The following is a 19,476-nucleotide window of genomic DNA, read 5'->3' on the forward strand; positions in this document are numbered from 1 at the left end:
TATGACATTTGAAGAGAAATTACAGGCATATGCAGAGCTTGCAGTAAAAGTGGGGGTGAATATCCAACCAGGCCAGTACTTATTAGTCAATACATCTGTGGATGCTTTAGATTTTGCCCGTTTAGTTGTAAAAGAGGCTTACAAGGCTGGGGCAGGCCGTGTTCATGTAAACTTTTCCGATGATGAATTGGATCGTGCTTATTTTGAGCATGCATCCGATGAGGAATTTAATCGCTTCCCTGAATGGGTTGTGAAAATGCGTGATGAACTGATTGAACGTAAAGGAGCTCTATTATGGATTGATGCAGCAGATCCTGATAAGCTAACAGGAATTCCAGCAGACAGACTAGCAACACATCAAAAAGTATCAGGGGCAGCATTGAAAAACTATCGCAATGCAGTCATGAAGGATTTAATTGCTTGGTCCATCGTAGCAGTTCCTTCAGCTAAATGGGCAGCAAAGGTTTTCCCTCAATTAACAGAGGAGCAGCAAGTACCTGCATTATGGGAAGCTATCTTTAAAACGGTTCATATTGGAGAAGGCAATGCCGTTGATAATTGGCGTCAGCATGTAGCTAATTTAGAATCTCGTGCACAGCTTTTAAATAATAAAAAGTATGCAAAGCTTCACTATACAGCACCTGGTACAGATTTAACAATCGCTTTAGCACCACAACATAAATGGCTAACTGGTGGTAGTAAAACACCAGAAGATAATGTCTTTGTGGCCAATATGCCAACAGAAGAAGTTTATACACTGCCAATGAAACAAGGTGTAAACGGTTATGTTAGTAATACGAAGCCATTAGTCTATCAGGGCAATATCATCGATGGCTTTAAATTAACATTTGAAGAGGGCAAAATTATTAAGGCAGAGGCTGAAGTAGGACATGATTTATTGCAAGAGCTTATTCAAGTGGATGAAGGCTCAAGCTACTTAGGTGAAGTAGCACTTGTCCCTCACGAGTCACCAATTTCAGCGTCGGAAATTTTATATTTTAATACGCTGTTTGATGAAAATGCTTCAAACCATTTAGCTATTGGTGAGGCATATCCGACTTGCTTAGAGGGTGGTAGAGACCTAGAAAACGGTCAACTTGAAGCATTGGGTGCCAATATTTCTGTGACACACGAAGACTTCATGATTGGCAGTGGTGAAATGGACATCGATGGTATTTTACCAGATGGTACGGTTGAGCCAATTTTCCGCAAGGGTAGCTGGGCATTTTAAATTTTTAGTCAATAAGAAAAGAGGGAAGCAGATGAAACGATTTTGTAGCTTGATAGGTATGACAATAGTATTCATGACAATTGGGGTTTCATCTGCTTTTGCTCAAACAGAAACCTATGTGGCTATTGGCGATTCCTTAGCAGCAGGTCAAACACCCTACAAAGAAATTGATGTAGGGTATAGTGATTTGATTGCCATGAAATTAAGTTCGATTGATCAATTAGCATTTTATACAAAAGAACTTGCTTTTCCTGGCTTTACTACGGCAGATGTATTAGAACGAATACGATCTGAGGAAGCGCAAAATTTATTAGCAAATGCGACGCTTATTACAGTTTCGGCAGGGGCTAATGATTTATTACGTCTTGTCCAGGTAAACCCAAATGCAGAGACCTTAGCTTTTTCACAGCTTCAGGCAGATTACGCTTTAAATTTGGCAAGAAAAAATATGCTATCGATTTTGGATGAATTAGAAGAACGTGCGCCTAAAGCAAAAATCTATGTTATAGGGTATTATTTTGCTTATCCAACAGTTCATCCGACGCAAAAAGAAGGAACCAATGCCCAGCTAGTTAGATTAAATACGATTTTACAACAACAAGCAGAGCAAGCTGGCGCAGCTTATATAAATGTCTATGATGCCTTTGGATTGAATGCAACCAACTACTTACCAAATAGTGCCGATGTTCATCCAAATATTGAAGGCTATCGACAAATGGCTAACTCATTTTTACAAGTTTATAGTGGTAGTGATGCTTTAAACATCTCTTCAGCAGAATTGCCAAAGCCAAATCCCAAGTCATTTGAGGAAATCCTAAAGCAACAATCATCAGCGAAACCTCAGAAGCAAAATGTGACACAACATCAATCTCCTCGTATGACTTACGTAATTCAGGGATTCCCGGGATATAAGGCATTTATCAAATACATCTAAATAACAGGTATCTAAGGCATCTTACTTATAAGATGCTTTTTTCTATGAAAACCAATTTTGGCTAGAACTACTAAACCTTTAGTGTTCACTAGATTGGGAATAGTCATGCTAAAATATAGAGAAGACTAGGAGGTACTAGAATGAAAATATTTCATACAGCAGATTGGCATTTAGGAAAGCTTGTTCAAGGTGTCTATATGACAGAAGATCAACATTATATTCTTCAACAATTTATACAAGCGATTGATGAGGAAAAACCAGATGTAATTATCATCGCAGGTGATTTATATGATCGTTCGATGCCTCCTATTGAGGCAGTTAATTTACTAAATGATGTATTAGCGAAAATAGTATTAGAGAAGAAGATTCCTGTTCTAGCAGTGGCGGGAAATCATGATAGTGCAGGTCGTTTAAATTTTGGTAGCCGTTTAATGAGTGATAGTGGTTTATATATTAAGGGCCAATTTACAAAAAATCATGCACCTATTGTTTTGAATGATCAACATGGGGAAGTACATTTTCACCTAGTGCCCTATGCGGAGCCAGCTGCTATTCGCAACATCTTTGAAGATGAATCAATCCGTTCTCATCAAGACGCTATGCAAAAAATTATTGAGTATATCACGGAAGACATGGACACAAGTAAGCGTCATGTTTTTGTTGGACATGCCTTTGTGACGAAGTATGGTGAGGAGGAAGCAAATACTAGTGATTCCGAGCGACCCCTTTCCATTGGAGGCTCAGATTGTGTGAATGCAGCTTTATTCAAACCTTTTCACTATACGGCGCTTGGGCACTTACATAAGGCACATTTTGTTTTAAACGAAACCATACGCTATGCAGGCTCTATCTTAAAGTACTCGTTATCTGAGCATTTACATGAGAAAGGATTTTTAATCATCGAATTAGATGAGCAAGGTAACACCACAGTAAGTAAAAGAAAGCTTGTGCCAAGAAGAGATCTACGAGTAGTAGAAGGTCAATTAGAGGAGTTATTAACGCTCACACCAAGTGAGGATTATGTATTTGTTAGATTGACGGATAAAATATCTGTGACTTCACCGATGGAACGTATTCGTAGTGTATTTCCGCACGCTATGCATGTGGAGCGGAAGGTACTAAGACAAGATATGCCACGTGAACTACAAGTAGTAGAAGCTGAAAAACTAGAAGATATTGATTTATTCCGTTCATTCTTCACCAATATTATTGGCATTCAGCCTGATGAAGATACGGAACGCCTATTCACAGAGATGTTACAGGAGTTATTAGATGAGGAGCGAGAGACTGTAAAATGAAGCCTTTAAAGTTAACAATTACAGCGTTTGGTCCATATAAAGACACGGAAGTAATTGATTTTCAAGAGCTAGGGGAGCATCGATTGTTTGCCATTTCTGGAAAAACTGGTGCTGGTAAAACAACCATTTTCGATGCTGTTTGCTATGCTCTTTACGGATCAGGTAGTGGGGAGGACCGGCAGGATACAGCTTTACTAAGAAGCGGCTTTGCACATGATGAAGTTTATACAGCTGTAGAACTCGTCTTTGAAATGCATGGAAAGGTCTATCAAATAGTACGACAGCCAGGTCATATTAAAGAAAAAAATAAAACGGTTACTGGAAAGAAAATAGAGCTAGCAGAAGTAAAAGACGGAAAGCTAGATTATAGCATTGTAGAGAAACAGCAAACGCTTGAAGTCGATAAGAAAGTGCAGGAAATCATAGGTCTCACAAAAGATCAATTTAGCCAAATTGTCATGCTACCTCAAGGTGAATTTAGAAAACTATTAACCTCTGATTCAACAAATAAAGAAGTAATTTTACGGAAAATCTTTAAAACAGATCGTTTCGGTGTCATGGCGAAAAAGCTTGATGCCAAGCGTAAAGAAGCAGAAAGTGATCTTGAGCGTGCCAAACAATTAAAAGAGCATTTACTTGGCCAAATTGTGGGCGCCTTACCACAACGTTCTTCCGCTTTATTCACATTGATTGCTGATAATACGGAAAATTTACATCAACTGACAGAGGCACTTGATGAGGAGCTTAGCTACTATAAGAAATGTGGAGAAGATGAACAGTCATACTATGAAGAAGCATATAGCCTTCATCAAAAAGAGCAGGAATATTATCGCTTAGCAAAAACGCTAAATGAGCAATTTGATGAACAAGCTAATCGACAGCAACGGCTGCAAATGCTTTTACAACAGCAGGATTTATACCAAGCAAAGGAGAAGGAGATTGCTTTGGCAGAACAAGCAGAGCGACTTGTGCTCCTCGAACAACAATGCAAGGATTTACGTGCTGAACTGAATGTTAAAGAGATAGCATTTCAACAAGCAAAGGTTAAGCAACAGCAGTCACAAGAAAAGTTGCAAGAAGCGCAAGAAAAATATGAGATAGAGCAGGCTAAAGAATCTGAACGACAGCAAATCTTACAGCAGGAAATGCAGATGCTAGCGCTTTTACCGAAATTTGAAGCCTATGAAAACAATATACAGCAGCTGCAAATAGCGGAGCAATATGCTGAAAATGCAAAACGAGCAGTAAATGATAACGTCAAACTTTTGGAAAATGAACAAGAGCAATTACAGCATTTTTCTCAATCATTAGAAGGCTATGAAAAACAGGTTGAACCCTATGAAAGCTATTTAGAACAATTACCGAAACTACGGGAACAGGTTGCTTTAATCAAGCAAGCGGATAAATATAAACATGCCGCAGATTTAGCTAAGCAGGATGTAGTTGCTTCAGAAAGTCTCTATCAAGAAAGTAAAGAGGCTCTTCAACTTTTGCAGCAACGATGGCTGACAAGTCAAGCTAGTATTTTAGCAGAACAACTGAAGGAAGGAGAACCCTGTCCTGTTTGTGGTAGTATGACACATCAGAAAGCACACAATGAGCAACTGGAAGTTATTGAGCTTGCTCAAGTGGAAGCATTAAGAGCGAAGGCATCATCAGACGAGCGTAAGTATTTAGAGAAAGAGGCATTTTTAGCATCAGCGCAGCAACTTCTTCAAGATACATGGCGACAACTCGAGGCTCAACATATTAAACAAGAAGACCAACCACAGATCACCGCTACTTTACATGAAGTGGAACAAGAGATTGCTGCATTAAAAATTATTCAACATCAATTAGCTGATGTGCGATTAAAAATAAAGCATCAGCATGACCGAATAGAGCAGCTACGAAATAAGCATATGAAGCTAGAGCAATATTTAGCAGAGCAGATAAAAGAATGGACAAAATTACAAGCGGTTGTAGACGAACAACTTAAGCAGATGCCCCCTAATTTACCAACTTTACAGCAATTAAAGCAACAACTGAATGAAGTTAGTAAACAGAAAGAAGAGCTTCAAAAAAGTTGGCAAGTGAGTCAAGAAAATTTGCATGCAGCAAAGGAAACAGCTAGCAATGCAACACTAACTGTAGAGATTGCCAAACAGTCCTTTGAGGAATTACAGCTTAAAATGAATGAAAAGCTTCAGCAATTTTCAGCAGATATGCAAGAAATAGGTTTCGAAAGCTATGAGGCTTATGCAACTGCTAAACGGAGTGCCATACAATTGGATGCACTTCGAAAAGCATGTAGCGACTATGCTTTACAAGTACACACGTTGCAAATTCAGATTACCGAAGGGGCTACATACCTTCAAGGAAAAGAGAAGCAAGATTTAGAGGCGATGGAAGCAAGAGTAGAACAGCATCGAGTTTCCTATGAGGAAGCATTTAAACGTTTGCAACAGATGAATGGCTTTATACAAGCATGCCAAGGCTTTAGTGAAAGGGTGGAAGAAATAGCGAAAGAGCTTCATTTACTTGAACAAGAAGCAGGACGAGTAAAGGAGCTCTATGGATTATTAAATGGACAAAATTCGAAAAAGTTATCCTTTGAGCGTTATATACAAATTAACTACTTAGATCAAATTACAGAAGCTGCCAATATACGTCTGTATCATTTATCAAACGGTCAATTTGAGCTTAGACGTTCAGATAGATTAGAAAAGCATGCGAAGCAAAGTGGCCTTGGTCTTGATGTTTATGATGCTTATACAGATCAATTACGAGATGTCAAAACTTTATCAGGTGGCGAAAAGTTTAATGCTTCGTTGAGCCTTGCATTGGGGATGGCAGATGTGATTCAAAGCTACCAAGGTAATATTCATATTGAAACGATGTTTATTGATGAGGGCTTTGGCTCGCTCGATGAGGAATCACTAAATAAAGCAATCGATACATTAATTGATTTGCAGGATTCTGGTCGTATGATTGGCGTTATTTCGCATGTGCCTGAATTGAAATCTGCGATGCCAGCAGTTTTACATGTGGAAAAAACATTAAATGGCCATAGTCAAACCCATTTTGAAGTGAAATAAAACGAAGGCGTATTTCCTCTAGAGGAAATACGCCTCCGTTTTATTTTTTTCGAGTTGTGGTTGTAGGCGTTGTGCCCTTTTTTGCAGCCATTACTTTTTTTACGATAGGAATAACAATAGGTGCTAACTTAACGGCAGTTTTTACAACGTTTGATACTTTCATCCCAAAACAGCTCCTTTTACAATTACTACTACCTGTTTCACTTAAAAATAAAACATTAACGGATAACACGAACAGCCTGAATTATATTCCAAATCACAATACCTAGTGAGACGAGAGCATAGATGGTGAATGAAGCAAACCAAATAATCATCACTGTATTATTACTGGAGGTTGGATCTAAACTAAATGTGGAAAAAACAAAGACAATAAAGAATAGAATGCCAAAAACAAAGGGTATTAAATGAGAGACAAGTGCACGAATCGAATGGCTTTTTACATCACTGTCTTTTGTCACGAAATATACAATTAATGGAACGATAAAAGGGGCGAAGAAAATACTAAGATAACTAAAGGCAGCTAAAATTTTTTGATTCTCCATAGTTGTACCTCCTTTTTAAATATTTACGCATGAAAAACAGCAAAGTTTCAAAAAAATGATGTATGGAAGGTTGTAATCCTTCAATCCTTTGCGTACAATGAGAGTGTTCAAATAAATTCAGATGTAACGACCACAAGGGGAGCTGATGATGTCAGCTGAGACTGGGCACGTAATGCCTTGACTCTTCGAACCTGTAAGTTAACGCTTGCGTAGGGATGTGGATAGAAACCGACACTTGTACGATGTGAGGCTCTGTCCTGACATCGTTTTTTCGTCCGTAAAGGAAAAAAGGTGTCAGAAAGAGACATATCAGCGCTTTTCTATTCCTGCTCTTGTATCCTACATCGGAACAAAGGAGAGAATATGTATGGACAAAAAAAGACTATTAATGCTAGTGGAGATTGCGATTTTTGCAGCGATAGGTCTCGTACTGGATCAGGTTTCCTTTAAAGTATGGGCACAAGGCGGCTCAGTTAGTCTTGTTATGGTACCGATTATGTTAATAGCATTTCGCTGGGGCTTAGTAGCTGGTCTTACTACGGGACTACTTGTGGGTGTTATGCAAACAATGTTTGGTTCTTATATCGTGCACTGGCTACAAGGATTACTAGATTATGGTGTTGCTTTTACTGTTGTAGGATTAGCGGCGGTTGTACGTGGACCAGTGTTAGACGCTGCTAAACATATGAACAAAACAAAAATGGCACTTTATATAATCATAGGTACCGTTATCGCGGGCTTCTTACGATACACAGCACATACAATTGCTGGTGCTGTATTTTTTGCCGAATATGCGGGTGACCAGAATGCATGGATCTATTCCATCATCTACAATGGTACATATATGCTACCAGCAACCATTTTAACGGCTGTCGTTGGTGTTCTTTTATTCACAGCCGCTCCCCAATTAATGCAAAGAAAAGCTTAATGCTAGTCCCTTCACGTGAGTGGAGGGACTTTTTTGTCGTGAATAACTCTTTTAGCACTTTGCAAAGTAGGAAAGCATACAATATTTAAAGCGTTTATCGTTATACGCATAAAAAGTTATGTTATATTAAAGAATAGATATTAGATGAAAGGGACGTTATACATGATTGTAAAAACGCAAGAAGAGATTGAAGCTTTTAAAAAAATAGGACGCATTTGTGCTGAAATTCGCGAAGCAATGAAAGCTGCCACAAAACCAGGTGTTACAACACTTGAGCTTGATGAAATTGCTGGTCGCATGTTTGCAGAGGCTGGCGCTATTTCAGGACCAAAGGGAGAATATGATTTTCCAGGGTATACATGTATTAGCGTCAATGAAGAAGTAGCACATGGTATTCCAGGAAAGCGTGTTATTCAAGAGGGAGATATCGTAAATATTGATGTTTCAGGCTCTTTAAATGGCTATTTTGCTGACACAGGTATTTCATTTGTTGTGGGTGATGGCTATGAGGACAAAGAAAAGCTTTGCCGTGTTGCTAAAAGTGCCTTTGATCGAGCAATGACAAAGGTAAAGGCTGGATCTAAATTAAATCAAATTGGTAAAGCTGTTGAACGCGAGGCAAATGCTAATGGGTTAACTGTTATTATGAATTTAACAGGTCATGGCTTAGGTCAATCTTTACATGATGAACCAAACCATATTTTAAATTATTACGATGCATGGGATACTACTATTATGAAAGAAGGTATGGTCCTTGCGGTTGAGCCATTTATCTCAGCAAATGCAGAGCATATCGTAGAAGCAGGTGATGGCTGGACATTCGTGACGCCTGATAAATCACTTGTAGCACAAATCGAACATTCAGTCATTGTAACAAAAGATAAACCAATTATCTTAACGTCATTAGACGAAGAATAGGATGTAATGAAAAAATCCTGCTAACCAATTTATTTTTGGTAGGCAGGATTTTTTTTAATAAATAAAATGCCAACAAAGAGAACACCGCATAAAAATAAAGCAGCTGTAGTGACAAGTAGCTCATCAAAACCATTATGTATGGCGATTCCAATATAAGCCCAAATAAAAACACTTGGATACACAACATCAAAGTGATGGAAACGGATATGTAGCGCAATGGCTCCTCCTAAAGTAAGTAAAATCACTGCCCAAAGAGGCGTACTAAGACCAAAGCCGTTCCAACCATAAGCCGTTAACGTAAAGCTTGTATTTGTGATAAAAATAAATGTCATCCATGCTAAATAAATAGAGAAAGGAATACGACCAAACAAGGATTTGTCCTGAAGAGGGTACGTATTATACAACATAAACAAATACAAGACTAAGAGTAATGTAATGCCAAGAGAAACAATAAATAACTCATGGTGCCAGACATATATCGTCAATGCTTGTAATATATTTATGCAACTAAAAAGCGCAGACTGTTTCAAAGTTGTCTTTTTCATGTTCATAACTAACCAATAACCGAGTAAAAAATAAATGATAATCCAAATTACATGACTTACACTAACTGGTGCAAATACAACAGAAAAACGATTAGCGATTTCTAGCGAAGATTGACCGTTGATGTTCACGAAAAAGGATGAAAAGGTTAGGATGATTGAGACAAGATAAGAGATTGTCATCAAGATAAACCGAGGCATGTTTTCCTCTCCCTTCGTGTTAGATTGTATAGGGAAAAGACAAATAAGTATAGTACTGTCACTTTTTTTATTATAACGGAAATTTCCAACAATGTATCGTGTTGTTTTACTATTAATACCTACAATTTACCATGTCTGATAGGCATCCATATATTTCTTTAGTACAATAAGAATAGCCAAATAAAAGGAGTGAAGTTTCATGACACAAAATTTGAAAAATCTAGATCTAACTGTTGAACTAGACAAAAAGATGTATAAAAAGAAATTAAAAGTACTCCAATATGAAATGTTGAACGCACAACAATTTTTATTAAAAAACAAGATTGGCTTGATCTTGGTATTTGAAGGAATGGATGCAGCTGGTAAAGGTGGCGCTATTAAACGATTAATCGAACGTGTCGATCCCCGCGGTTATGTTGTACATCCTATTTCTGCTCCTCAAGCTCATGAATTACGCTACAATTATTTACAACGATTTTGGAGAAAATTGCCTCAACATGGGCAAATCGCTATTTTTGATCGCTCGTGGTATGGCCGCGTACTAGTAGAACGCATCGAAGGATTCGCAACAAAGGATGAATGGTCTCGTGCTTATGAAGAAATTAATAATTTCGAGAAGATTTTAACTGCAGGAGATTACATAATTATTAAGTTCTGGCTTCATGTTTCAGATGAGGAGCAATTAAAACGCTTTAAAGAACGTGAACAAAACCCTTATAAATCTTGGAAGTTAACAGCCGAGGATTGGCGCAATCGAGATAAAACACCTCAGTATATTGAAGCAGCAAATGCGATGTTTGAAAAGACAGATAAAAAAGATGCACCATGGGTCTTAGTCGCTGGAGATGACAAAAAGTATGCACGTGTTCAGGTGCTACAGGAAACTATTGCACACATTGAACGAGAGGCTCAAAGGCGTGGTCTTCATTTAACAAATGTGTTAGACAATACTCAACTAGAGGATGCTGATTCCTCCAGCTTAGAAATAGTAAACGAGAAAAAGAAAGAACAAAAAACTAAATAATTGAATTGTGCTGCTATGACAATAAGACATAAGCTGTTTTGGTTGTAGCAGCCTGTTTTTTTACATACAATGAAATTAAATAGGGTTTGCAATTATGGCTTGTAGCCAATGAAACAAAGAGAAATGTATTGATTTTTATTGGAAGGCTAGTGTGGAGAAATGGTGCTTAAAATTTGGAATCTATTAAGAAAAAAGGGTGGGAATGTGGTAACAATAAAGGGGGAAAAATGCTACATCCGCACATTCCAAGAAAAAGATGCACGAAGTTTAACGGGTCTCGTAAGCCGTAATAAATACTTTTGGTCTATATACGAGCCACTGCAAAGACCTGAATACTATACAGTCGATGCTCAATACAAAAAAATTCAAGAAAGTCTCTATTTAATGGAGTCTAAGCGTGAATTTACTTTTGGTATTTTTGAGCATAGTACAAATAATCTAATAGGGCATATTGCACTTTATGCTGTCAAACGCTTACCGTACTCGAGTGCATTTGTTGGCTATGCGATGGATGAGATTTATGTTGGAAAGGGCATTGTCACAGAAGCTGTGAATATGGTGGTCCGATTTGCATTTGAACAAATTGGTCTACATCGTGTAGAGGCCTACGTATCGACACAAAATAATGCCTCCATGCGTGTATTAGAGAAGGCTGGATTTCAGCAGGAGGGTCTGCTAAGAAAGCTACTGTATATCAATGGTCATTGGGTAGATCACTATATGTATGCACGTTTAGAGGATGAATAGAAAAATAAGTGCCTATCTTCCACATAGAGAGGATAGGCACTTGCTCTTTTATTAATGTATGAAGAAATAATTTTATTGTTTATTTCCATCTTCAATTAAATCTAGATGACCTGTATTTGGATCAATTATTAAACCATGAACAGGTACGTCTTTTACCATTAATGGATGATTACGAATTGTATCGACACTTTTCTTAACACTTGTTGCTACATCACCGAAACCTCGTAAAAATTCTTTCAAATCAAAACCAGAATATTCCAACATTTTGATTGTTTCTGGATCGATGCCTCGTTGTACCATTTCGCTAAGCATGGCGTCAGGATCAACCGCACTCATACCACAGTCATAATGTCCAACAACATACACTTCATCAGCTTGTAGGCCGTAGACAGCAACTAATAAACTACGCATAACTGCACCGAAAGGATGGCTCACTAACGCACCAGCACTTTTCACTATTTTTACATCGCCATTACGCAAATTCATCGCTTTTGGTAAAAGCTCTACAAGACGAGTATCCATACAAGATAAAACAACAATACGTTTATCAGGATATTTCGTAGTGATGAATGGCTCATATTTTTTTTCTTGTACAAACTCTTTGTTAAATTCTAGAATATCTTGTAACATTGTCATGAATATTGCTCCCTTCCTTACAAAAAATATTGTAGAGCAAAATTTTCAATATGCAAACAATAAAGACTTTATTCAGATAATTTTTACAATAAAGGAGCAGTTTCATACGCTTTAGTAGATGAAATAACTTGTAAGCTATAAAAAAACAGCTACCTATAAATAGTAGCTGTTTTTTACACATTAAAATTTTTCGTTTGGCTTTGGATCTACAGTTACTGAAGACTTGCTATCTAAACCAACTTGTAGGTAGTGGATGAAGAATCCCGTTGAAATTAATAAAACTGCTGAAAAGCCAAGAACAGTTGTAATGAACATTATTAGAGCTCCTCTCTACTTAAATGATCTACTAAAATTCCCTAAAACAATTATACAATAGGTTACTAGGAAAATCTAAGGATAATTTATGACAACCTTAACATACTTAGCCTAGAATACTATTAGTAGGAATGGATTATTTAGAATGCCCAATTTCCATCACGGAATATTGGGTCTATTTGATCATCATGTGTTATTCCATCTATATTCATTTTGGTAGAGCCAATCATAAAGTCTACATGTGTCAAGCTTTGATTAAGACCATGCGCGCTTAGTTCCTCAGAAGTCATTTCTTTGCCGCCCTCAATGCAAAAAGCATATGCACTACCAATGGCAAAATGATTGGATGCATTTTCATCAAACAATGTATTGTAAAATAATAGGTCGGATTGTGAAATAGGTGATTGATGTGGTACTAATGCTATTTCACCAAGGTAATGAGCACCTTCATCTGTTTCAATAAGAGAAGCTAAAATTTCTTGGCCTTGCTCTGCCTTGACGTCAATGATTCGACCATCTTTAAATGTTAGTGTGAAATTATCTATAATATTGCCGCCATAGCTTAAAGGCTTAGTGCTTGATACATAACCATTAACACCTGTTTTTAACGGTGCTGTAAAAATCTCTTCAGTAGGCATATTGGCCATAAATGTTTGGCCTTGTGTACTTATACTACTACCCCCTGTCCACACATGGTGTGGAGGCAGCTCAATTGTTAGATCTGTGCCTGGTGCAGTATAGTGCAGTGACTTAAATTGCTTTGCATTTAAATAATCAGCTTTGCTATGTAATTCCTGATCATGTGTATGCCAAGCTTCAACAGGATTTTCAACGTCTATACGTGTGGCTGCAAAGATAGCTTCCCATAATGCATCCATTTGCTGTTCTTCTGGAAGGTGAGGAAAGACCTTTGCTGCCCAAGCTTTAGATGGAGCAGCAATAACAGACCAGCTAAACTTATCTGCTTGTAACCATTGATAATAGTTGGCAAGTGCTTGGCCAGATGCTTTTTGGAATGCCATGATTCTATCACGCTCAATACCTTTTAATAAATCGGGATTTTGTGAGCTAATGCTTAAGAAAGCAGCACCATGTTCAGCTAACCATTCACGTTCCTTCACTTTCCAAGGTGGGAAGAAATCAAATGAGTCTTTTGGTGCCCCTTCATAGCGAGCACGTACAAGTTCATCATCGGATATATCGACAAAAACTTGTTTAGCACCATTTTTATAGGCAATTTTAGTAATTATTTGTGCGAGTTTTAGGTTATCAGTCGAACAGCTTATATAAAGATACTGATCTTTTTGGATATTTACTCCTACTTTCACCGCTAACTCGGCATATTTTAGTAATTTTGTGTCAAACGATAATAACAAAATCATATCCCCTTTCAATTTAAGACAGTTAAGTGTAATATTCTTAATTCAATATAATCAAAAATGGTCGAAATGTGAATAAAAAGCATTAATTACATCGAAAAATATATGAAATACATTTATACTAGGAATATATATATTTAAAATATGGAAAAAAAGACGAAATAACATTAGATAGTAGATTTGGAGGTTCTAGAATGGATAAGTCGTCGATTATAGGGTTAATACTTGCTTTAGTAGCACTATTAACAGGGATGGTAATGAAGGGTGTAAGTTTATCTGCATTTTATAACCCAGCAGCTATCCTAATTATCATTTTTGGTACTATTTCCGCAGTAACAATTGCCTTTCCTATGCAGGAGTTAAAGCGTGTGCCGAAGCTATTTAAGATTCTTTTTAAAGAAACAAAATTAGCAAATGATATAGAGATTATTAAAATGTTTTCACAATGGGCTGACTTAGCTCGTCGCGAAGGGCTATTAGCACTTGAAAGTAAGGCCTCAGAGATTGAAGATCCATTTTTGAAAAATGGCCTTACATTAGCAATTGATGGTCAAAATGCTGATTACATACGTGATGTCTTAACAGAAGAAGTAGAAGCGATGGAAGAGCGACATACTAGTGGAGCAGCTATTTTTACACAAGCAGGTACATATGCACCTACTTTAGGGGTTCTTGGTGCAGTAGTAGGGTTAATCGCCGCATTGGCTGATATGAATGATATCGAAAAGCTAGGACATGCTATCTCAGCTGCCTTCATGGCTACATTACTCGGTATCTTTACAGGGTATGTTTTATGGCATCCATTTGCGAACAAGCTAAAACGTAAATCTGCTTTAGAGGTAAAACAAAAGAGAATGATGATTGAGGGTATCCTTTCAGTATTAGAAGGGGAGGCTCCACGTGTAATTGAACAGAAACTATCATCATACTTAACGATGGAAGAACGTCGTCAAATTTCTGGTGAAAGCGGGGCGGGTGGCCTTGGCAAAGAAAGCTAAGAAGAAAAAGCATGATGAACATATTGATGAATCTTGGTTAGTGCCATACGCAGATATTTTAACTTTGCTGCTAGCCGTGTTCATTATTTTGTTTGCCTCAAGTTCAGTCGATCAAGAAAAGCTAGAAAGAATGTCGGCAGTTTTTAGTCAAGTCTTTGATGGTGGAACTAGTTTTCTAGAGCAACCTGCACCAGTCCCTACTCCGAATGCGGATAGCGACCAAACGCCACAGCAAAACTCTGCCTATTTAAAGGATCAACAGGAGTTAGCTGAAATAAAAGATAGTGTGGATAATTTTATTGCAGTCAATGAAATGGAAGATCAGTTTGCCACAGAAATGACGGATGAGGGATTACTAGTGACAATCCGCGATAGTATTTTATTTGACCCAGGGCAGGCAAAAGTTAAACCTGAGTATGTCCCTATTGCCAAAGAGCTATCAACTATGCTGGTATCTGATCCAGCTCGAAATATTGTCATCACAGGTCATACAGATAATGTACCAGCAGGTCCGAATTTCTCATCAAACTTTGAACTATCTGTTTTGCGTGCAACGAATTTTTTAAATCTTCTTATTGAAAGTAATGACCAGTTAGATCCTACGCGCTTTAGTGCAAAAGGAAACGGTGAGTATCGTGCAATTGCACCAAATGACACAGCCGAAGGACGCGCAAAGAATCGTCGTGTAGAAGTTTTAATTCAACCATTAGTTACAGAGGATGGTTCAGAAACAAAGACTACACCGTAATAAAAGAGCTATTAGCAGCAGACAAATGTCTTGAGCTAATAGCTTTTTGTTTTACCTATTTACGTAAAGATCCTAATTCAGCAACAATCGCTTGCATTTCGCTTGGACTAAAAGTTTCTCTCTTCATAACCATTTCATATAGATACACTAAATCTTCATAATTTGCTTCATCGAAGTTTTCTGATTTCATTGCATCGACATTCACCATACGAAGCTTGTCCTTCATTTGATCAACCATATACATAACGTTTTCTTTAGATGGAACTGATAAATCCATTTTTTACCCTACCTTTCGTCATCCTCGCACATATCATTTCATTGAATAAAAAAAATGTCAACTCCGTATTTGGGCATTGCTTTAAAAATAGACTGTTATTGGGTAGAATAAGTGCAGAAGACTGTTTATTTATGAAATAATAGGGAATATGCAACTATACAAGCAGGGGGTTTTAATATGGGTCAAAGTAAATTATTAGCATCTATTGTAGCAGGAGCAGCAGTAGGAGCAGCATTAAGTATGTTAGATCGGGCTACACGAGAAAAAACAATTGCCTCAACAAAAAAGATGAAGGAAGCCATCTCATACTATGCAGCAAATCGAGAAGAATTGCAGGTTTTGGTAGAGGAAAAAGTACTCGCGGCAAAGGTGCTTTGTGAAAGTGTGTCAGATAATGTCAACACAATTGCTGAAAAGGTGGATGAATTTAAGGATTTACCTTCCACGATACAGGGAATGATTGAAGATACGAAATCAGCCTTTACTTTACCTCATAAGGAGTAAAGGTCGTTTTAGGAGGAATTGTATGGAAAAGAATAAAGCAACATGGCATAACGCTTTTGGGTTTGTAAAATCGTTTGTTTCTCCAGAGGAGGGAGCGATTGATATTATGACATCCAAAGGCTTTATCCAAGATTTAATAGGTCGGCTCAAGCGAGTTGAAATATCTGCGCTTGCTGCACAATTGGCTTATTTCTTTTTACTATCGTTCTTCCCCTTACTTATTTTCTTGGTGACGCTATTACCATATCTTAACTTAGAAACCACTCAGGTCTATTCATTTTTAGTGAATATCTTACCTGATGAAGTGTATAAGCTGATTGAAAATACACTGAATGAGATTTTAACAAATCGCAACAGTAGTTTACTGTCCATTGGGGTTTTAGGTACTATTTGGTCTGCATCTAAAGGCATTAATGCATTACTTCGTGCTTTAAATAAAGCCTATGATACAGAAGGGAGAGCAGGCCTATTAGATAGGGGTTTATCACTTGTTTTTACAATCGCTCTCGTTATTGTTATTGCCGTTGCGCTCTTATTACCGGTCTTTGGTCAGCAAATTGGACATTTCCTATTCTCAATCGTCGGAATAGAGGAGCAATTTGAATCAGTTTGGCATAGATTAAGATGGTCAATCCCGCCATTATTGATTTTCATCGTATTAATGGGCATCTACTGGTTTGTGCCAAATACAAGTCCTCGTTTGAAAATAATGGGCGTATGGCCAGGAGCGTTATTTGCCACGCTTGCTTGGTTAGCAGTCACATATGGTTTCTCTTTTTATATTAATAATTTTGCAAATTATTCTGCTACATACGGTAGTATTGGTGGCGTCATTATTTTAATGCTCTGGTTATATTTTACGGGAATCATTTTAATCTTTGGTGGCGTATTAAATGCTACAATGCAGAAAAGAGCACTTCAAAAGGAAATTCGTCGATAAGGAAATGATCATTTATTAACAAGAGCCTCGCTAAACTCATAAAGAGTAGCGAGGCTATTTTACTTGATTTTACCTGATTAAATGCATCAATTATTCAATGAAAGCCACAGCGCATGTCACAGGAAGAGTAGCTTCAAGCAAGCTGGACTCAATTATGCTGAGGCTTACTTGATGTTAAACATTTTTATTGAGCATACGTAAACCATTTAGAATAACTAGAATTGTACTACCTTCATGCCCGATTACGCCTAATGGCAAGTCGACAACTTGTAAAAAGTTAGAGGCGATTAATAAGATAATAACCCCGATAGAAAAGAAAATATTTTGTTTCACAATACGTTGCATTTTACGTGATAAACGAACAGCATAGGCGATTTTTGATAAGTCATTTTTCATTAGCACGACATCCGCTGTTTCAAGCGCCACATCTGTACCTTCACCCATAGCAATGCCAGTAGTTGCGGTAGCCAATGCAGGTGCATCATTAATACCGTCGCCGACCATGCCAACAAATTGATGTTGTGTAAGTAGGCGTTTCATTTCAGTTACCTTCGTTTCTGGCAGACATTCTGCGACGTATTCAGTAACGCCAGCCTCTTTCGCGATAACTTTCGCTGTTTTTTCGTTGTCACCTGTAAGCATCACCACTTGAATACCAAGCTCTTTTAATAATGTAACAGCTTTCTTAGCTTCAGAGCGCACAGTATCTTTTAATGCTGTTAATGCAACAATACCATGTTGATCGCGAATGAAAATAACTGTTTTTCCCTCTGCTGCAAGTTTAGTTACAGCACTATTTGCAAAACTGTTAGCAAGTTGTACATCAACAAACTCTGGTTTGCCTACTTGATACTCCTTGTTTTGAATCGTTCCTTTAATACCCCAGCCAGGAATATCTTCAATTGTTGCTTGTGGCAGTATGTCGATTCCTTCAGCCTTAGCGTAGGAGGTAATCGCTTGGGCAAGGGGATGATTGGATTGAGATTCAATTCCTGCAAGAATTGCTAGAGCCGTCTCACGTTCTACTCCATCACGGACAATAAAATCTGTAACAACTGGTTTTCCTTGCGTTAAAGTACCTGTTTTATCGACCGCCAATGCACGTAACACACTAAGATGCTCTAAATGTAAACCACCTTTAAATAGCACACCATTTTTTGCACCATTTGATATAGTAGCGAGTGTTGCAGGCATAATGGAGGCAACGAGTGCACAAGGTGAAGCAACCACTAATAACACCATTGCTCGGTAAAAGGTTGTTGTCCAGTCCCAGCCGAGTAAGAAGTGGGGAAGAACCATCATAATGGCAACACCAAGTAAAACAAATTTTACATAAGTCCCTTCAAACTTTTCGATGAATTGTTGAGAGGGAGATTTTTCACTTTGGGCACTTTGAACGAGCTGTATAATTTTTTGGAAAAGGGTCTCTGAATTCGCCTTTGTCATTTCCATAGTAATAGCACCATTTAAGTTGACTGTGCCTGCAAAAACTTCGTCTCCTTCGCTTTTTGAGATTGGCAGTGGCTCACCGCTAATAGCTGACTCATCAATAGAAGATTGGCCTTTAAAAATAATGCCGTCTGCTGGAATTCGTTCGCCCGGTTTAATCAATAAATGATCCCCGATTTGTAATGTGGAAACTGATACTTTCATAGGCTCAAATCCGCCACGCACTAACCAAGCTTCTTCTGGCTGTAAATTCATAAGTGCAGAAATTTCGCGATGACTTTTATTCATCGCATAAGTTTCAAGTGCACCACTTACTGCAAAAATAAATATTAGGATGGCCCCCTCTGTCCAATAGCCAATTGCAGCTGAGCCAATTGCAGCTAATACCATCAAGAGCTCAACATTTAGCTTTCGCTCTTCTATGGTTTCTTCAATGCCTTCTTTTGCTTTCGCGAAACCACCTACACAAAAGGCAATTAAATATAGTAGAACAGAAGCTGTTGTTTGTCCACTTGTGTCTAAACGCCATGCTAGTAAGATGAAAATTCCAGCCATTAATGCAGCAATTAATTCTGCATGTTCTTTTATTTTCTCAATTATGTTTATCTTTTCTCGATTAGAGTATTCCATCTTTATCCCTCCTGATAATGAAAATCAATATCAAAACCTTTATAAATTAGCGTTGTATTGAGCTATTCAATTGAAAATGGATTTCAATTACCATCTCTTTTGTTTAGAATTATTATAACAAAGGAATTTATAAAAATAAAGTAGGAAGTTTGATGGAG

General features: G+C 37.7%; 20 protein-coding genes and 1 riboswitch. Of the genes, 12 read left to right on the forward strand and 8 right to left on the reverse strand.

Translation table 11 applies throughout. From position 1 onward, the window contains the following. Position 1 precedes the first annotated feature (1 nt). The 4 genes from ACHZEU_RS16970 to ACHZEU_RS16985 all read left to right on the forward strand — a co-directional run bounded on the left by ACHZEU_RS16970 (position 2) and on the right by ACHZEU_RS16985 (position 6,540). Positions 2–1,231 carry an aminopeptidase gene (locus ACHZEU_RS16970; RefSeq protein ID WP_004225611.1) on the forward strand — a complete coding sequence of 410 codons (1,230 nt, stop codon included), beginning with the start codon at positions 2–4 and terminating at the stop codon, positions 1,229–1,231. A 58-nt stretch (positions 1,232–1,289) separates the two neighbouring features. Further along, positions 1,290–2,165 carry an SGNH/GDSL hydrolase family protein gene (locus tag ACHZEU_RS16975; protein WP_404803586.1) on the forward strand — a complete coding sequence of 292 codons (876 nt, stop codon included), beginning with the start codon at positions 1,290–1,292 and terminating at the stop codon, positions 2,163–2,165. A gap of 140 nt (positions 2,166–2,305) precedes the next feature. Beyond that, positions 2,306–3,463 (forward strand): exonuclease SbcCD subunit D, encoded by a 1,158-nt coding sequence (locus ACHZEU_RS16980; RefSeq protein WP_066038223.1) that lies wholly within the window; start codon positions 2,306–2,308, stop codon positions 3,461–3,463. After that, the gene (locus tag ACHZEU_RS16985; RefSeq protein WP_066038224.1) at positions 3,460–6,540 is read left to right on the forward strand and encodes an AAA family ATPase; all 3,081 of its coding nucleotides are present in this window, start codon (positions 3,460–3,462) and stop codon (positions 6,538–6,540) included. The genes ACHZEU_RS16980 and ACHZEU_RS16985 overlap by 4 nt, the downstream gene beginning before the upstream one ends. A 40-nt stretch (positions 6,541–6,580) precedes the next feature. Here ACHZEU_RS16985 and ACHZEU_RS16990 read toward each other — a convergent pair whose 3' ends face one another. Beyond that, positions 6,581–6,703, reverse strand: coding sequence for a hypothetical protein (locus tag ACHZEU_RS16990; protein ID WP_004225603.1), 123 nt, complete (start codon positions 6,701–6,703; stop codon positions 6,581–6,583). Positions 6,704–6,758: 55 nt separating this feature from the next. Beyond that, entirely contained in the window at positions 6,759–7,082 is a 324-nt protein-coding gene (locus ACHZEU_RS16995) for a DUF4870 domain-containing protein (RefSeq protein ID WP_066038225.1), read from the reverse strand. Positions 7,083–7,207: 125 nt separating this feature from the next. Further along, positions 7,208–7,315: riboswitch (TPP riboswitch) on the forward strand. A gap of 134 nt (positions 7,316–7,449) precedes the next feature. Here ACHZEU_RS16995 and thiT point away from each other — a divergent pair. Both thiT and map read left to right on the forward strand, forming a co-directional pair. Continuing rightward, on the forward strand, positions 7,450–8,010 hold the full coding sequence (gene thiT / locus ACHZEU_RS17000) for an energy-coupled thiamine transporter ThiT (RefSeq protein ID WP_066038226.1): 561 nt from the start codon (positions 7,450–7,452) through the stop codon (positions 8,008–8,010). Positions 8,011–8,172: 162 nt separating this feature from the next. Next, the gene (gene map / locus ACHZEU_RS17005) at positions 8,173–8,928 is read left to right on the forward strand and encodes a type I methionyl aminopeptidase (protein WP_048394807.1); all 756 of its coding nucleotides are present in this window, start codon (positions 8,173–8,175) and stop codon (positions 8,926–8,928) included. Positions 8,929–8,957: 29 nt separating this feature from the next. Here the strand turns inward: map and ACHZEU_RS17010 are convergent, their stop codons facing one another. Beyond that, a complete protein-coding gene (locus ACHZEU_RS17010) occupies positions 8,958–9,671 on the reverse strand; it encodes a hypothetical protein (protein ID WP_066038227.1) in 714 nt (237 codons plus the stop codon). A 199-nt stretch (positions 9,672–9,870) separates the two neighbouring features. Between ACHZEU_RS17010 and ACHZEU_RS17015 the strand changes: the two genes are divergently transcribed. Both ACHZEU_RS17015 and ACHZEU_RS17020 read left to right on the forward strand, forming a co-directional pair. Further along, positions 9,871–10,695 carry a polyphosphate kinase 2 family protein gene (locus tag ACHZEU_RS17015; RefSeq protein WP_048394803.1) on the forward strand — a complete coding sequence of 275 codons (825 nt, stop codon included), beginning with the start codon at positions 9,871–9,873 and terminating at the stop codon, positions 10,693–10,695. A 159-nt stretch (positions 10,696–10,854) separates the two neighbouring features. Next, positions 10,855–11,442 carry a GNAT family N-acetyltransferase gene (locus tag ACHZEU_RS17020; protein WP_054549012.1) on the forward strand — a complete coding sequence of 196 codons (588 nt, stop codon included), beginning with the start codon at positions 10,855–10,857 and terminating at the stop codon, positions 11,440–11,442. A 72-nt stretch (positions 11,443–11,514) separates the two neighbouring features. Here ACHZEU_RS17020 and ACHZEU_RS17025 read toward each other — a convergent pair whose 3' ends face one another. The 3 genes from ACHZEU_RS17025 to ACHZEU_RS17035 form a co-directional block, all read right to left on the reverse strand. Next, positions 11,515–12,078, reverse strand: a complete 564-nt coding sequence (locus ACHZEU_RS17025) for a carbonic anhydrase (RefSeq protein WP_004225593.1) — start codon at positions 12,076–12,078, stop codon at positions 11,515–11,517. A 180-nt stretch (positions 12,079–12,258) separates the two neighbouring features. Further along, positions 12,259–12,393: a hypothetical protein gene (locus tag ACHZEU_RS17030; RefSeq protein WP_004225590.1), complete on the reverse strand. Its 135-nt coding sequence runs from the start codon at positions 12,391–12,393 to the stop codon at positions 12,259–12,261. A gap of 140 nt (positions 12,394–12,533) precedes the next feature. Further along, positions 12,534–13,775 (reverse strand): aminopeptidase, encoded by a 1,242-nt coding sequence (locus tag ACHZEU_RS17035; protein ID WP_054549013.1) that lies wholly within the window; start codon positions 13,773–13,775, stop codon positions 12,534–12,536. Between the two features lie 191 nt (positions 13,776–13,966). Here ACHZEU_RS17035 and motA point away from each other — a divergent pair, with 191 nt between their 5' ends. Beyond that, positions 13,967–14,770, forward strand: a complete 804-nt coding sequence (gene motA, locus ACHZEU_RS17040) for a flagellar motor stator protein MotA (RefSeq protein WP_004225583.1) — start codon at positions 13,967–13,969, stop codon at positions 14,768–14,770. After that, a complete protein-coding gene (motB, locus tag ACHZEU_RS17045) occupies positions 14,754–15,518 on the forward strand; it encodes a flagellar motor protein MotB (protein WP_048394798.1) in 765 nt (254 codons plus the stop codon). The genes motA and motB overlap by 17 nt, the downstream gene beginning before the upstream one ends. Before the next feature lie 55 nt (positions 15,519–15,573). Here the strand turns inward: motB and ACHZEU_RS17050 are convergent, their stop codons facing one another. Next, complete coding sequence (locus tag ACHZEU_RS17050) at positions 15,574–15,795, reverse strand: DUF1128 domain-containing protein (RefSeq protein ID WP_004225580.1); 222 nt, start codon at positions 15,793–15,795, stop codon at positions 15,574–15,576. Positions 15,796–15,972: 177 nt separating this feature from the next. On the opposite strand from ACHZEU_RS17050, the gene ACHZEU_RS17055 reads away from it, so the two are divergent. Further along, entirely contained in the window at positions 15,973–16,299 is a 327-nt protein-coding gene (locus ACHZEU_RS17055; RefSeq protein ID WP_115674536.1) for a YtxH domain-containing protein, read from the forward strand. Between the two features lie 22 nt (positions 16,300–16,321). Further along, positions 16,322–17,239: a YihY/virulence factor BrkB family protein gene (locus tag ACHZEU_RS17060; protein ID WP_259951028.1), complete on the forward strand. Its 918-nt coding sequence runs from the start codon at positions 16,322–16,324 to the stop codon at positions 17,237–17,239. Between the two features lie 174 nt (positions 17,240–17,413). Here the strand turns inward: ACHZEU_RS17060 and ACHZEU_RS17065 are convergent, their stop codons facing one another. Then, positions 17,414–19,318: a heavy metal translocating P-type ATPase gene (locus ACHZEU_RS17065; RefSeq protein WP_259951029.1), complete on the reverse strand. Its 1,905-nt coding sequence runs from the start codon at positions 19,316–19,318 to the stop codon at positions 17,414–17,416. Positions 19,319–19,476: the final 158 nt, after the last annotated feature.

Source organism: Lysinibacillus sp. S1 (assembly GCF_044986265.1).
In the GTDB taxonomy this organism is placed as follows: Bacteria; Bacillota; Bacilli; order Bacillales_A; family Planococcaceae; genus Lysinibacillus; species Lysinibacillus capsici.

Coding starts and splice junctions, on each gene's coding strand:
- ACHZEU_RS16995 (WP_066038225.1), bottom strand. CDS start 7,082: ATGGAGAATCAAAAAATTTTAGCTGCCTTTAGTTATCTTAGTATTTTC.
- ACHZEU_RS16970 (WP_004225611.1), top strand. CDS start 2: ATGACATTTGAAGAGAAATTACAGGCATATGCAGAGCTTGCAGTAAAA.
- ACHZEU_RS17050 (WP_004225580.1), bottom strand. CDS start 15,795: ATGGATTTATCAGTTCCATCTAAAGAAAACGTTATGTATATGGTTGAT.
- ACHZEU_RS17015 (WP_048394803.1), top strand. CDS start 9,871: ATGACACAAAATTTGAAAAATCTAGATCTAACTGTTGAACTAGACAAA.
- ACHZEU_RS17060 (WP_259951028.1), top strand. CDS start 16,322: ATGGAAAAGAATAAAGCAACATGGCATAACGCTTTTGGGTTTGTAAAA.
- ACHZEU_RS17035 (WP_054549013.1), bottom strand. CDS start 13,775: ATGATTTTGTTATTATCGTTTGACACAAAATTACTAAAATATGCCGAG.
- ACHZEU_RS17055 (WP_115674536.1), top strand. CDS start 15,973: ATGGGTCAAAGTAAATTATTAGCATCTATTGTAGCAGGAGCAGCAGTA.
- ACHZEU_RS16990 (WP_004225603.1), bottom strand. CDS start 6,703: ATGAAAGTATCAAACGTTGTAAAAACTGCCGTTAAGTTAGCACCTATT.
- ACHZEU_RS17025 (WP_004225593.1), bottom strand. CDS start 12,078: ATGACAATGTTACAAGATATTCTAGAATTTAACAAAGAGTTTGTACAA.
- ACHZEU_RS16980 (WP_066038223.1), top strand. CDS start 2,306: ATGAAAATATTTCATACAGCAGATTGGCATTTAGGAAAGCTTGTTCAA.
- ACHZEU_RS17010 (WP_066038227.1), bottom strand. CDS start 9,671: ATGCCTCGGTTTATCTTGATGACAATCTCTTATCTTGTCTCAATCATC.
- ACHZEU_RS16985 (WP_066038224.1), top strand. CDS start 3,460: ATGAAGCCTTTAAAGTTAACAATTACAGCGTTTGGTCCATATAAAGAC.
- thiT (WP_066038226.1), top strand. CDS start 7,450: ATGGACAAAAAAAGACTATTAATGCTAGTGGAGATTGCGATTTTTGCA.
- motA (WP_004225583.1), top strand. CDS start 13,967: ATGGATAAGTCGTCGATTATAGGGTTAATACTTGCTTTAGTAGCACTA.
- ACHZEU_RS17020 (WP_054549012.1), top strand. CDS start 10,855: ATGGTGCTTAAAATTTGGAATCTATTAAGAAAAAAGGGTGGGAATGTG.
- ACHZEU_RS16975 (WP_404803586.1), top strand. CDS start 1,290: ATGACAATAGTATTCATGACAATTGGGGTTTCATCTGCTTTTGCTCAA.
- ACHZEU_RS17065 (WP_259951029.1), bottom strand. CDS start 19,318: ATGGAATACTCTAATCGAGAAAAGATAAACATAATTGAGAAAATAAAA.
- ACHZEU_RS17030 (WP_004225590.1), bottom strand. CDS start 12,393: ATGTTCATTACAACTGTTCTTGGCTTTTCAGCAGTTTTATTAATTTCA.
- map (WP_048394807.1), top strand. CDS start 8,173: ATGATTGTAAAAACGCAAGAAGAGATTGAAGCTTTTAAAAAAATAGGA.